Consider the following 12661-nt stretch of genomic DNA (forward strand, 5'->3'; position numbering starts at 1 on the left):
GTCTCAACGAAGTACTGGAAGCGATTCAAATCACGCCTTGATTCCGAGCCGCTCAAGGTCTGCTTGAAGTGTCTTGGCATCGGTGAACAGCACTGCTTGCCAGCCGGCCGCTTTGGCGCCGTCGACATTCTTCTGGCTGTCGTCGATGAACAGCGTCGCGGACGGTTCGAGCTCGAACGCGGCGACGTGATGGTCGTAGATGTCGCGATCCGGCTTGATCTTGCCGATCTCACCCGAAATGGTGACACCGCGCGGACGATTGAGAAAATCGAAGCGTTTGCGCGCTTCGGCCAGCGTATCGGCGGCGAAGTTGGTCAGCATGGTGACATCGTGGCCGCTGTCGATCAGGCCGACCATGATGGCGACGCTGTCGTCATAGGCATGCGGCACCATGTCGTGCCAGTGGCGGCGAAAATTGCGGATGTTATCCGCGTGATCCGGGTGGTCCGCGATCAGCAGCGTTTCCGCCTCTTCCCATGTCCGGCCGCGGTCCTGCTCGATGTTCCAGTCATGCGTGCAGACATTGTCGAAGAACCACTTTCTCTCCTCGGCATCGGGAATAAGCCGGCTGAACGGGATGTTCGGGTCGTAGTGGATCAGCACTTTGCCGATGTCGAACACGATGTGGCGGATTTCAGTCATGGGGCCTCTCTGCACTGTTCGGTGACGGCTTTTTCGTCGCGCCGGGTATCGCAGCCTCGATTGCCTTTTTCATGACAGTGGGCAGCGCTTCACCCGAAATGTCCGATGGCAGCGACCAGAAATGCCCGGCGGGCGTCTCGCCGGTGCTTCGGGCGAGGAAGATTTCGAGCTCGAGCGCAAAATGGGTGAAGACATGCGCGATCCGGCCGGCTTGTCGCCAGTCGCCGGGAAAGGGTGCGGCCGCCGCTGTGGTCGCGCCGTCCAGCCGCGCCGTCCAGCCGGTCGTCGGCACCTCGGTCATGCCGCCGAGCAGCCCTTTGTCGGCGCGTTTGCGCAGAAGAATGGCACCGTCGCTTCGCACGGCGACGAAGGCTGCGCCGCGCCGCAGCGGTTTGTCGGCCTTGGGCAGGCGCACGGGATATTGTTCAGGATCGCCTGAAACGACCGCGCTGCAGCCCTCGCGCAGCGGGCAAAGCATGCAGCGCGGTCGGCGCGGGGTACAGATCGTGGCGCCGAGGTCCATCATCGCCTGGGCGAAATCGCCGGGCCTCGTCGTGGGAACCATGCGCTCGACACGGGCGCGAATGTCGGCCTTGGCTTCGCTGAGCGGCGTGGCAATGGAGAACAGGCGGGTCACGACACGTTCGACATTGCCATCGACGACGGCAGCCGGCCGGTCGAAAGCGATCGCCGCGATCGCCGCCGAAGTATAGGCGCCGATGCCCGGCAATTCCTTCAAGCCGGCTTCCGTATCCGGAAACCGGCCGTCGCGCCCGGCCACCAGATCGGCGCAGGCCTTGAGGTTGCGGGCACGGGAATAGTAGCCGAGCCCTGCCCAGGCTTTCATCACGTCCTCGACGGGCGCCGCCGCCAGCGCCGCGACATCAGGCCATTTCTCGACAAAGGCGCGAAAATAGGCCTTCACGGCTTCAACCGTGGTCTGCTGCAGCATGACCTCCGACAGCCAGATCCGGTAAGGATCGGGCCGCACGCCACGGGCATTGTCGCGCGGGGTCACGCGCCACGGCAACTCGCGATGATGCACGTCGTACCATGCGAGCAGGCGGGATGCGGTATCGCCAGCTTTGCTGCTGTCACTAGACGCAGCTTTGCTGCTGTCACTAGACGCAGCTTTGCTGCTGTCACTAGACGCAGCTTTGCTGCTGCTGTCCTCTGATATGGCCTTGCGGGTCTGCTCGTGCGGTGCCATTGATCTCGTATCGGCCTCGGCCGGGAAGAGTGGAGGTGGTGGCTGGAGAACGCACATGGCAGGGAAAAGGCCCTTCGGCAATCCCGTTCCGGTGAGCGATCTCGCCACCGCGATCCTCGACCCGGTGCTGCGCAAGCGGGCGGGCATTTCGGTCAGCCTGGTCCAGTCGTGGGAAGAGATTGCCGGTTCGCGCCTGGCCGGCCATTCGCGCCCTGAAAAGATCCAGTGGCCTCGGCGGCTGCACGAAGACGACCCGTTCGAGCCGGCCGTGCTGGTGATCGCCTGCGAGGGCATGGCGGCGCTCCATCTGCAGCATGAGGCCGGCGAGATCATCAATCGCGTCAACGCTTTTCTCGGCTTCACGGCCATCGGCCGCATCAGGATAGTGCAGAAGCCGGTTCTACGTGAAAAAGCGCGGCCGAAACCGCTCGTCAGGCCTCTCAACGAGGCGGAAAAATCAAGACTGTCGCACATCGTCGGCAAGATAGAAGACGATGGCCTGCGTGCCTCGCTTGAGCGGCTCGGCGCCACTATTCTGGGACAAAGAAAGTCATAGCACTGTCGCCAATCTCGCGCTTTCGTGATTATAAACTTCAAGTTTCACGATTGGATTGGGGACGGCGATGCCTTAATTCGCGCCAACTCTCGCCTTTTCGTGCCTTTGCGTTGCAAAATCCAACCCTTGTCAGGTGATTCGTATGAACCGTCCTCCGTTCGGCAAAAGCTTGTCCCGCAGAAACCTGCTGTCTTCGCTGGCCGCCATTCCGGCGGTGGCCGTGCTTGCGGCATGCAGCGACTCTGGTGAGGAAGCCAAGGCGGCCGATGTGAAGCCTGCCGCTCCCGCCGCGCCCGCGACATCGGCCACGCCAGCCGCCGTCAAGGCGCCGGAGGCTCAGGGCACGGTCGACATGGCCGAATTGCTGAAGCCCGGCGCACTGCCCGACAAGCAACTCGGCAAGGACGACGCGAAGGTCACGATCGTCGAATACGCCTCGATGACCTGCCCGCATTGCGCGCATTTTGCCGAAACCACCTTCCCGGAATTGAAGAAGAAATACATCGATACCGGCAAGGCGCGCTACATTTTGCGCGAATTCCCGTTCGATCCGAGCGCCGAGGCCGGTTTCATGCTGGCGCGCTGCGCCAAGGACAACTACTTCCCGATGGTGGATGTCCTGTTCAAGCAGCAGGCGAACTGGGTGGGCGTGTCCAACACCAAGGATGCGCTGCTGCAAATCTCCAAGCTCGCCGGTTTTACACAGGAGTCCTTCGAAGCCTGCTTGACGGACCAGAAACTTCTGGACGATGTGAGGGCGGTCCAGAAACGCGGCGCCGACGAATTCAAGGTCGACTCGACGCCGACCTTCTTCATCAACGGAAAGACCTACAAAGGGGCGATGTCGATTGAGGAAATGTCGGCCATCATCGACCCTCAGCTCTGACGTCCTGGCGATGCCGAAGCGGCAGCGCTTCGGCATGCGTGGCCTTTGGCCGTGCTGCGCGCCGCCGCAAACCCGCGGCGCGTTTTCGCAAAAGTCGCTTTCAGGGCGGCGTGAATGAAGTTTTCGCGCCTTCGCCTCCTCGGTTTCAAATCCTTCGTCGAACCAGGCGAGTTCGTGATCGAACGCGGCCTGACGGGCATTGTCGGGCCGAACGGCTGCGGCAAGTCTAACCTTGTCGAGGCGCTGCGCTGGGTGATGGGCGAAAGCTCCTACAAGAACATGCGCGCGTCCGGCATGGACGACGTGATCTTTTCCGGCTCGGGCACGCGCCCGGCACGCAATACCGCCGAGGTCACGTTGTTCCTCGACAACAGCGATCGCTCGGCGCCGGCAGCCTTCAACGACGCCGACGAATTGCAGGTGTCGCGCCGCATCGAGCGTGAGGCGGGCTCGCTCTACCGTATCAACGGCAAGGAAGCGCGCGCCAAGGACGTGCAGCTTCTGTTCGCCGACCAGTCGACCGGCGCGCGTTCGCCCTCGATGGTTGGCCAGGGTCGCATCGGCGAGCTGATCCAGGCCAAGCCCCAGGCGCGCCGCGCCCTGCTGGAAGAAGCGGCCGGCATTTCCGGCCTGCATACGCGCCGCCACGAGGCCGAACTCAGGCTCAAGGCCGCCGAGCAGAACCTCGAGCGCCTGGATGACGTCGTTGGCGAGCTGGAAAGCCAGATCGAAAGCCTGAAGCGCCAGGCACGCCAGGCCTCCCGCTTCAAGAACCTGTCGGCCGACATCCGCAAGGCCGAGGCGACGCTGCTCCATCTGCGCTGGACGCTGGCCAAGGCCCAGGAAGGCGAGGCACGTTCGGCGCTGGCCGTCGCCACCGCCCTGGTTGGCGACCGCGCCGCCGCCCAGATGGCGGCCGCCAGGGAGCAAGGTATCGGCGCGCATCGGCTGCCCGATTTGCGTGACGCCGAAGCTGCGGCGGCCGCGGCCTTCCAGCGCCTGTCGATCGCCAGATCGCAGATCGAGGAAGAAGCCGGCCGCATCCGCGCCCGTCAGGCGGAACTCGAGCGCCGGCTCCAGCAGCTCGACGGTGACATCGCCCGCGAGGAGCGCATGGTGCGCGACAATGCGGATATCCTCGAACGCCTGCGCGCCGAGGAAGCAGCGCTCAACTCCGAAAATGCCGGCGCGGCCGAGCGTGAAGCAACCACCCGCGCCGCCTTCGAACAGGCAGCCGCGACGCTCTCGCAGAGCGAAGCCAGGCTTGCAGCACTTACCGCCGAGCGGGCCGAGGCCGCCGCTTCGCGCAATCAGGTCGAGCGGACGCTGCGCGAGACCGCCGAGCGTCGGGACCGTTTCGCCCGCCAACTCGCCGATGTCGACCGCGAATTGTCGGAAATACTCTCCAAAGTCGCGGGCCTGCCCGACCCGGCCGAGAAGCGACTTCTGGTCGAGGACGCGCTGGCGCGGCTCGAAGAGAGCGAGGCCGGCGCGATTGCCGCCGAACAGGCGGTCGCCGAGGCGCGCGCCGCCGAAAATGCCGCCCGCCCGCCATTACAGGACGCCAGGGCCGAACTGGCGCGCATCGAAACCGAAGCCCGCACGCTGGCCAAGATCCTGAACGCAGCCAGCGGCGATCTCTTCCCGTCCGTGCTGGAACAGATCAGCGTCGAGCGCGGCTATGAGACGGCCTTGGGCGCCGCCCTCGGCGAGGACCTTGACGTGCCGCTCGACCGCAGCGCCCCGGTGCATTGGGGCGAGAGCGCGATCCAGGCCGATGACGCCGCGCTTCCCGAAGGCATCAAGAGCCTGGCCAGCGTGGTACGTGCCCCGGCGCAGCTTGCCCGCCGGCTGGCGCAGATCGGCATTGTCGAAGCCGCCGACGGCCGCCGCCTGCAAGGGCTGCTCGCGCCCGGCCAGAGGCTGGTCAGCCCTGAGGGCGCGCTGTGGCGGTGGGACGGGCTGACCGCCAGCGCCGACGCGCCGACCGCGGCCGCGCAACGCCTGGCGCAAAAGAACCGGCTGGCCGAGCTCGATGCCGAAGCGGTGCAGGCGACGCTTGTGCTGCGCGAGGCCGAGGCGGTGCTCGCACAGGCCGAACAGTCGCTTCGCGAGGCCAGCGAGGCCGAGCGCGCCGCGCGTCAGGCCGGACGCGACGCCCAGCACGGGCTGGACGCCGCCCGCAACGCGCTGGCCGAAGCCGAAAAGGCCGGCGGCGAGTTGGCGAGCCGGCGCGCCGCCCTGGACGAGGCCCGCGCCCGTATTGTCGACAGTCATGAAGAAACTTCGGCCGCCTTTGCCGAGGCGGAAATGCTGCTGCAGGACGCGCCCGATCTCGGCGACCTGCAGATACAGCTCGAGCAATCCTCGGCCAATGTCGCCCGCGACCGCGCCACGCTCGCCGATGCGCGTGCCGTCCATGAAGGGTTGCGGCGGGAGGCCGAGGCGCGGTCGCGCCGGCTCGATGCGATCGGCGCCGAGCGCAGCAACTGGCTGGAGCGCGCCGAGAACGCTTCGACGCAGATCGCCTCGCTGGGCGAACGCAAGGCAGAGGCCGAGGCCGAACGCGAGAGATTGGCCGACGCACCCGACGAGATCGATGCCAAGCGGCGCGCCTTGCTGTCACAGCTCACCGAGGCCGAGACCTTGCGCAAGGCGGCGGCCGACCGTCTGCAGGAAGCGGAGAACAGGCAGGCCGAACTGGACAAGGCGGCCACCAGCGCCATCCAGTCGCTGGCCGAGGCGCGCGAGACCCGTGTCCGCGCCGAGGAGCGCTTGACCGCGGCCGACGAGCGCCGGCTGGAGGTCGAGGCGCGCATCCAGGAGACGCTGAACACGCCGCCACATCTGGTCATCCGCCATACCGGGCTGGAGGCCGACGATCCGATGCCCGAAATGGCCGAGATCGAGCGCCAGCTCGACAGGCTGAAGATCGAGCGCGAGCGGCTCGGCGCCGTCAATTTGCGCGCCGAGGAGGAGCAGAAGGAGCTTTCGGACCGGCTGGAGACCATCGTCTCGGAGCGCGAGGACATCATCGAGGCGATCCGCAAGCTCAGGCAAGCGATCCAGAACCTCAACCGCGAAGGCCGCGAGCGGCTTCTCGCCGCTTTCGACGTGGTCAACGGTCATTTCCAGCGGCTGTTCTCGCATCTCTTCGGCGGCGGCACGGCGGAATTGCAGCTGATCGAATCCGAGGATCCGCTCGAGGCAGGACTTGAAATCCTTGCCCGTCCGCCCGGCAAGAAGCCGCAGACCATGACGCTGCTGTCCGGTGGCGAGCAGGCGCTGACGGCGATGTCGCTGATCTTCGCCGTGTTCCTCACCAACCCGGCGCCGATCTGCGTGCTCGACGAAGTCGATGCGCCGCTCGACGATCACAATGTCGAACGCTTCTGCAATCTGATGGACGAGATGGCCAAGACCACCGAGACGCGCTTCGTCATCATCACCCACAATCCCATCACCATGGCGCGCATGGACCGGCTGTTCGGGGTGACCATGGCCGAGCAGGGCGTCAGCCAGCTCGTTTCGGTCGATCTGCAGGCAGCCGAAGCCATGCGCGAGGCAAGCTGACTTCACCTTCAACGTGCCGTGCTGAAGCCTGATTTTGAGCGTTGTCTTTCGCGGTAAGGCAGTCGGTTCGGCTTCTTCTCACCTTGCGCGTTGCACGATCCAGGTCGCCCAGATCGCGGCCAGCAGACCGCATGCAATGCCAATGCAATCGGCAACCCAGTCGAGCACGTCGAAATCGCGGCCTATCGCCGTGGTGCCCTGGAGAACTTCTATGGCAGCGCCGACAAAGGCGAGGAAGACGATCAGCGCCGGCTTGTGCCGCGGCCAGCCGAGGCTGCCCAGGAAAGCCAGCACGGCGAATGCGCTGGCGTGATTGAGCTTGTCATAATGGAAGCCGATATCGATTCCGAATTGCTTGAGGCGATGTGCCGGCAGCAGCGCGAGAACGAGGACGGCCAGGAGCGTGACGACAAAGGCAATCCGCTCGGCGACGGAATAGATTCTCATTCTGCTCCAACAACATGTCTCCGGTATAAACCGTAACCTATGTGTCCGGAACGGACCCTTGCGCGCTTGGCTGGGGCGCCAGGATTCGAACCTGGGAATGTCGGTACCAAAAACCGATGCCTTACCACTTGGCGACGCCCCAGCAGCTGACATGCGTCGACTGCGCGCGGCCTTATAGGCTGTGCCGGTGGAAAGCTCAATGCCTGGAGATTGCGACTTTCCTGCTGATCCACGACTCCGTTGGCGACGGTCGTCTCATGCGCCGGTCGTGCCGCCTATTCTCCCCACACCGCCATCTCGTTTCCAGCCGGGTCGGCAAAGTGGAACCGCCTGCCGCCCGGAAACGAAAAGATCGGTTTGATGATCGTGCCGCCGGCATTCTCGACGGCGGCCAGCGTCTCTTCCAGATCCTGGGAATAGAGCACCGGCAACGGCTTGGCGGTGGCGTCGCCGCTGTCGGCCTGGAAACCGCCGTCCAGTCCCTCGCTAAAGGCCGAATAGGTCGGGCCATAGTCGGTGAACGACCAGGCAAAGGCGGCGCTGTAGAAGGCTTTCACACTGTCCAGCGTCGCGCCGGTTGCCGGCAGTTCCAGATAGTCGAGTTTTCCGGTGAGCTTCATAATGCACCTCTTCGTTCCCTGTATGTTCTAGTCTTGGACCGTTGCACTGGCAAGTCCTTTTGCCGCAGCTTTTGCTTAATCGATTGTAGCGGCCAAACGGCTTTGCCGACGCCTTGCCTTTCGCATTGCAGCATCATATCCGTCCAAAGTCGGGATATGGCGGGGCTTTCTGTTTCGTCAATCTTTCCAATCTCCTGCAACCGGAGAGCAAAGCATGACCAAGTGGGTTTTCACCTTTGGCGATGGTGCGGCCGAAGGCCGGGCTGGCGACAAGAATCTGTTGGGCGGCAAGGGTGCCAATCTGGCCGAGATGTGTAGCCTTGGCCTGCCGGTGCCGCCGGGCTTCACCATCACGTCGGAGGTCTGCAACGCCTACTATGCCAACGGCCGCGCCTATCCGGCAGGGCTTGAAGCGGACGTCGCCGTGGCGCTGGACCATATCGGCCGGCTCACCGGCCGCCGTTTCGGCGATCCGTCGAAACTGCTGCTTGTGTCGGTGCGCTCCGGCGCCCGCGCCTCGATGCCTGGCATGATGGACACCGTGCTCAATCTCGGCCTCAACGACGAAACCGTCGAGGCGCTGGCCGCCGATTCCGGGGATGCGCGCTTTGCCTATGACAGCTACCGGCGCTTCATCCAGATGTATTCCGATGTCGTCATGGGGCTCGACCACGAGGTGTTCGAGGAGATCCTCGAGGATCAGAAGGCCAGCCTCGGCCATGAACTCGACACGGAACTGACAGCTATCGAGTGGCAAGGCGTCATCGCGCTCTACAAGGCCAAGGTCGAAGAGGAGCTCGGCAGGCCGTTCCCGCAGGATCCGCACGAACAGCTCTGGGGGGCGATCGGTGCCGTGTTCTCGAGTTGGATGAACAACCGCGCCATCACTTACAGGCGCCTGCACGATATTCCCGAAAGCTGGGGCACGGCGGTCAATGTCCAGGCCATGGTGTTCGGCAACATGGGTGAAACTTCGGCCACCGGGGTCGCCTTCACTCGCAATCCGTCGACCGGCGAAAAGCAGCTCTATGGCGAGTTCCTGGTGAATGCGCAGGGTGAGGACGTCGTCGCCGGCATCCGCACGCCGCAGAACATCACCGAGGCGGCCCGCATCGCCGCCGGCTCCGACAAGCCGTCATTGCAGAAACTGATGCCGGACGCCTTCCAGTCCTTCGTCACCATCTCGGACAGGCTGGAAAAGCACTACCGCGACATGCAGGACCTCGAATTCACCATCGAGCGCGGCAAATTGTGGATGTTGCAGACGAGGTCCGGCAAGCGCACCGCCAAGGCGGCGCTCAGGATCGCCGTCGAGATGGCCAGGGACGGCTTGATCTCGAAAGAGGAAGCGGTCGCCCGCATCGATCCCGCCTCGCTCGACCAGCTCCTGCACCCCACCATCGATCCGAAGGCCGCACGCGACGTCATCGGTGTCGGCCTGCCGGCGTCTCCAGGCGCCGCTACCGGCGAGATCGTCTTTTCCTCCGCGGACGCCGAGGATCTCAAGGCGCAAGGGCGCAAGGCTATTCTGGTGCGTGTGGAGACCAGCCCCGAGGACATCCACGGCATGCATGCGGCGGAAGGCATCCTGACCACGCGCGGCGGCATGACCAGCCATGCTGCCGTCGTGGCGCGCGGCATGGGCAAGCCGTGCGTTTCGGGCGCCGGTTCGCTGCGCGTCGACTATAAGGCAGCTACGCTGATGTCGATGGGGCAGACCTTCCGCAAGGGCGACATCATCACCATCGACGGCGGCAACGGGCAGGTGCTCAAGGGCGCCGTAGCGATGCTCCAGCCCGAGCTTTCCGGCGATTTCGCCGCCATCATGGAATGGGCGGATGCGGTGCGGCGCATGAAAGTGCGCACCAACGCCGAAACCCCGCTCGATGCGCGCATGGCGCGCTCCTTCGGTGCCGAAGGCATCGGCTTGTGCCGCACCGAACACATGTTCTTCGATGGCGCCCGCATTATCGCCATGCGCGAGATGATCCTGGCCGACACCGAAAAGGACCGGCGCGCCGCGCTTGCCAAGCTGCTGCCGATGCAGCGAGCGGATTTCCTGGAGCTGTTCGAGATCATGGCCGGTCTGCCGGTGACCATCCGCCTGCTCGATCCGCCGTTGCACGAATTCCTGCCCAAGACCGAGGCCGAGATAGCCGAAGTCGCGGCGGCGATGAATGTTGCGCCGGACAAGCTCAGGCAGCGCACCGAGGCGCTGCACGAATTCAATCCGATGCTCGGCCATCGCGGCTGCCGGCTTGCTGTGTCCTATCCCGAGATCGCCGAGATGCAGGCGCGCGCCATTTTCGAAGCCGCCGTCGAGGCTGGCCGCAAGGCCGGCGCGCTGGTGGTACCCGAGATCATGGTGCCGCTGGTCGGGCTTGTGAAGGAACTCGACTATGTCAAGGCGCGCATCGATGCGGTGGCCAAGAGCGTCATGGACGAAAGCGGCGTCAAGATCGACTACCTGACTGGAACCATGATCGAGCTCCCCCGCGCGGCGATCCGCGCCCATGTCATCGCTGAATCGGCCGAGTTCTTCTCTTTCGGCACCAACGACCTGACCCAGACGACATTCGGCATCTCGCGCGACGACGCGGCCTCGTTCCTGGAGACCTATCGCCAGAAAGGCATCATCGAACAGGATCCGTTCGTATCGCTGGACATCCATGGCGTCGGCGAACTGGTGCGCATGGCCGCCGAGAAGGGCAGGGCGGCGCGGCCAGGGATCAAGCTCGGCATTTGTGGTGAGCATGGCGGCGATCCGGCCTCCATCCGCTTCTGCGAGGAGGTCGGACTGGACTATGTGTCCTGTTCGCCCTACCGCGTGCCGATCGCCAGGTTGGCGGCCGCGCAGGCGGCCGTTCAGGTGGCAAAGGCGGGCCGCGGCTGAGCGCCTGCCGCCGATCGGAACGAGGAACTGCCGCAAGACGGTCAGATTGTCGCGTCTGGTGCTTTTCTGCTATCCAGCTCCGATTTTCGCCTTCATGCGGGTCTTGGGATGCCTGCGTGAAACGCCCGATTGGAATTGGATTTGATGCGCCTGCTGCAAAAAAATCTCTGCATTGTCGCCATGTCTTTGGCCGTCGTGTCCAGCGGCCATGCCGCATCGCTGGTCGAACCCATCCTGCACATCAAGCCGGATGCAGGTGGAACCGGGCGCATTGCCTTGACCCTCGATGCCTGCGGCGGACGGACCGACAACCGCATCCTCTCGGCGCTGGTGGAAAACAGGATACCTGCGACCATCTTCGTCACCGGCATCTGGCTGAAGCGGAACGCCGCCGCCGTCGAGATCATGCGGGCGCATCCCGACCTGTTCGAACTGGAAAACCACGGCGGCCATCACATCCCGGCCGTCGACACGCCGCAGAAGATCTATGGCATACGCAGCGCCGGCAGTCCGGAAGCGGTTCTGGCCGAGGTCGAGTCGGGCGCCGTCGCCTTGGCCGGGACTGGCGAGCCAGCGCCGAAATGGTTTCGTGGCGCGACCGCGGAGTATAGTCCGTCGGCGATCGCCATGATCCGCAAGCTGGGCTTCAAGATCGCCGGCTTCTCGATCAATGGCGACGGCGGTTCGCTGCTCGGCGCCAGGGAAACCACAAGGCGCATAGAAGCGGCCAAGGATGGCGACGTCATCATCGCCCATATCAACCAGCCGACCCATGCCGCCGGGGAGGGCGTCGTGCAGGGCCTGCTGGCGCTCAAGCAGAAGGGACTGACCTTCGTGCGGCTCGATGATGCCGGAGGCTTCGGCAATAACGGCACCACCGACTGATCGGCAGGACGGCAGGTCCGGCCTCCTCGTTCGTCCGTTCAAGCTGGCTTGGCTTCGATGCTGACCTTGCTTGCGTAGAACGCGCCGTGGTTGCGGATTTCAGCCATTTCGTCGAAAGGCTGCTCATAGGCCCACATCGCATCCTTGCCTGCCTCGGCGGCAGGCAGCACGCTCCAGTAGCTTGCGTCGCCCTTGTAGGGACAATGGGTGGAGGATTGCGTGCCGCTCAGCTTGTTGAAATCGATGTCTGCGAACGGGATGTAAAAGGCGGCCGGATAGGGCGCTTCCGTCAGCACCTTGGCGTTCGTCGATGAGGCGATAACAGTGTCGCCTGCACGCACGGTGACGGTGCCCTTATACGGTTCGACGGTGATGACCTTATCGGGGTTGCGCTGGAAGCCGGGTGCCGGGTTGGCGATCTTGTCCATGCTATTTCTCCTCGTCTCAGCTTTAAGTGTGTCGACGAGGTGGTTTGCGCAAGGCCGACGGTCGCCAGCAATCCGCAATCAATCTCCAGCCGTGGGCGCTGCCGACGGCATTTTTAGCGATGACCTTGTCCGGCGAGGCTCAGGCCGCGGTTCTGAACGCGTCCATCAGGCCGGCATAGGCGGCCGCGATACCGGCCACGGGATTGCTGCTCCTGGATGCGGTCTCGACTTTCAAGTGGCCGCCGCCGGTCGGCAAGGTGAGCAGCAGGAATTGACGATTGCCGCCATCGCCCACGGATGCCGCGGCGACGTGCTCGCCTTCCCCTTCGTTCTGGACGCACATCTTGAACAGCAGCGTGCCGCCCACCGCTTCGAGCGCACCGCCGACAACTTCAACAAATTCATCTTCGGAAACAGTCTTTGTGTCCGGCACCAGATCGCCCAGGCTTTCGGCAAGCGTGCTTTCCAGTGCCTTATCGTCGAGCTGCGTGTCCATGCGAACCTCTTTCAGTCGCCAATCG

The 12661-nt window shown here is 64.2% G+C and carries 11 protein-coding genes and 1 tRNA gene; 5 read left to right on the plus strand and 7 right to left on the minus strand.

The window, feature by feature from the left end:
- Nucleotides 1–30: 30 nt before the first annotated feature.
- Entirely contained in the window at nt 31–642 is a 612-nt protein-coding gene (locus FJ942_RS02215; protein WP_140558189.1) for an HAD family phosphatase, read from the minus strand.
- Nucleotides 635–1852, minus strand: a complete 1218-nt coding sequence (gene mutY / locus FJ942_RS02220) for an A/G-specific adenine glycosylase (RefSeq protein WP_140897152.1) — start codon at nt 1850–1852, stop codon at nt 635–637. The genes FJ942_RS02215 and mutY overlap by 8 nt, the downstream gene beginning before the upstream one ends.
- A 55-nt stretch (nt 1853–1907) precedes the next feature.
- On the opposite strand from mutY, the gene FJ942_RS02225 reads away from it, so the two are divergent.
- The 3 genes from FJ942_RS02225 to smc all read left to right on the plus strand — a co-directional run bounded on the left by FJ942_RS02225 (nt 1908) and on the right by smc (nt 6867).
- Nucleotides 1908–2408, plus strand: a complete 501-nt coding sequence (locus FJ942_RS02225; RefSeq protein ID WP_140897153.1) for a DUF721 domain-containing protein — start codon at nt 1908–1910, stop codon at nt 2406–2408.
- 142 nt (nt 2409–2550) lie between these two features.
- Nucleotides 2551–3294 carry a DsbA family protein gene (locus tag FJ942_RS02230; RefSeq protein ID WP_140638678.1) on the plus strand — a complete coding sequence of 248 codons (744 nt, stop codon included), beginning with the start codon at nt 2551–2553 and terminating at the stop codon, nt 3292–3294.
- A 114-nt stretch (nt 3295–3408) separates the two neighbouring features.
- Nucleotides 3409–6867, plus strand: coding sequence for a chromosome segregation protein SMC (smc, locus tag FJ942_RS02235; protein WP_140629253.1), 3459 nt, complete (start codon nt 3409–3411; stop codon nt 6865–6867).
- Nucleotides 6868–6945: 78 nt separating this feature from the next.
- Here smc and FJ942_RS02240 read toward each other — a convergent pair whose 3' ends face one another.
- The 3 genes from FJ942_RS02240 to FJ942_RS02250 all read right to left on the minus strand — a co-directional run bounded on the left by FJ942_RS02240 (nt 6946) and on the right by FJ942_RS02250 (nt 7934).
- A complete protein-coding gene (locus tag FJ942_RS02240; protein WP_140555925.1) occupies nt 6946–7314 on the minus strand; it encodes a VanZ family protein in 369 nt (122 codons plus the stop codon).
- A gap of 67 nt (nt 7315–7381) precedes the next feature.
- Nucleotides 7382–7456: transfer RNA gene (locus FJ942_RS02245), tRNA-Gln, on the minus strand.
- Nucleotides 7457–7589: 133 nt separating this feature from the next.
- On the minus strand, nt 7590–7934 hold the full coding sequence (locus FJ942_RS02250; RefSeq protein ID WP_140494922.1) for a VOC family protein: 345 nt from the start codon (nt 7932–7934) through the stop codon (nt 7590–7592).
- Between the two features lie 214 nt (nt 7935–8148).
- Between FJ942_RS02250 and ppdK the strand changes: the two genes are divergently transcribed.
- Entirely contained in the window at nt 8149–10827 is a 2679-nt protein-coding gene (gene ppdK / locus FJ942_RS02255) for a pyruvate, phosphate dikinase (protein WP_140514847.1), read from the plus strand.
- Nucleotides 10828–10971: 144 nt separating this feature from the next.
- On the plus strand, nt 10972–11712 hold the full coding sequence (locus tag FJ942_RS02260) for a polysaccharide deacetylase family protein (RefSeq protein ID WP_140494917.1): 741 nt from the start codon (nt 10972–10974) through the stop codon (nt 11710–11712).
- 38 nt (nt 11713–11750) lie between these two features.
- Here the strand turns inward: FJ942_RS02260 and FJ942_RS02265 are convergent, their stop codons facing one another.
- Together FJ942_RS02265 and FJ942_RS02270 are read right to left on the minus strand one after the other, a co-directional pair.
- Nucleotides 11751–12140 carry a DUF427 domain-containing protein gene (locus tag FJ942_RS02265; protein WP_140494914.1) on the minus strand — a complete coding sequence of 130 codons (390 nt, stop codon included), beginning with the start codon at nt 12138–12140 and terminating at the stop codon, nt 11751–11753.
- Nucleotides 12141–12279: 139 nt separating this feature from the next.
- Nucleotides 12280–12636 (minus strand): hypothetical protein, encoded by a 357-nt coding sequence (locus FJ942_RS02270; RefSeq protein WP_140494911.1) that lies wholly within the window; start codon nt 12634–12636, stop codon nt 12280–12282.
- Nucleotides 12637–12661 lie beyond the last annotated feature (25 nt).

It is taken from the genome of Mesorhizobium sp. B2-4-2, from assembly GCF_006442845.1.
Taxonomy (GTDB): Bacteria; Pseudomonadota; Alphaproteobacteria; order Rhizobiales; family Rhizobiaceae; genus Mesorhizobium.

Bases quoted from the DNA above. Each gene is read 5' to 3' on its own strand.
- FJ942_RS02215 (WP_140558189.1), bottom strand. From the start codon at position 642: ATGACTGAAATCCGCCACATCGTGTTCGACATCGGCAAAGTGCTGATC.
- mutY (WP_140897152.1), bottom strand. From the start codon at position 1,852: ATGGCACCGCACGAGCAGACCCGCAAGGCCATATCAGAGGACAGCAGC.
- FJ942_RS02225 (WP_140897153.1), top strand. From the start codon at position 1,908: ATGGCAGGGAAAAGGCCCTTCGGCAATCCCGTTCCGGTGAGCGATCTC.
- FJ942_RS02230 (WP_140638678.1), top strand. From the start codon at position 2,551: ATGAACCGTCCTCCGTTCGGCAAAAGCTTGTCCCGCAGAAACCTGCTG.
- smc (WP_140629253.1), top strand. From the start codon at position 3,409: ATGAAGTTTTCGCGCCTTCGCCTCCTCGGTTTCAAATCCTTCGTCGAA.
- FJ942_RS02240 (WP_140555925.1), bottom strand. From the start codon at position 7,314: ATGAGAATCTATTCCGTCGCCGAGCGGATTGCCTTTGTCGTCACGCTC.
- FJ942_RS02250 (WP_140494922.1), bottom strand. From the start codon at position 7,934: ATGAAGCTCACCGGAAAACTCGACTATCTGGAACTGCCGGCAACCGGC.
- ppdK (WP_140514847.1), top strand. From the start codon at position 8,149: ATGACCAAGTGGGTTTTCACCTTTGGCGATGGTGCGGCCGAAGGCCGG.
- FJ942_RS02260 (WP_140494917.1), top strand. From the start codon at position 10,972: ATGCGCCTGCTGCAAAAAAATCTCTGCATTGTCGCCATGTCTTTGGCC.
- FJ942_RS02265 (WP_140494914.1), bottom strand. From the start codon at position 12,140: ATGGACAAGATCGCCAACCCGGCACCCGGCTTCCAGCGCAACCCCGAT.
- FJ942_RS02270 (WP_140494911.1), bottom strand. From the start codon at position 12,636: ATGGACACGCAGCTCGACGATAAGGCACTGGAAAGCACGCTTGCCGAA.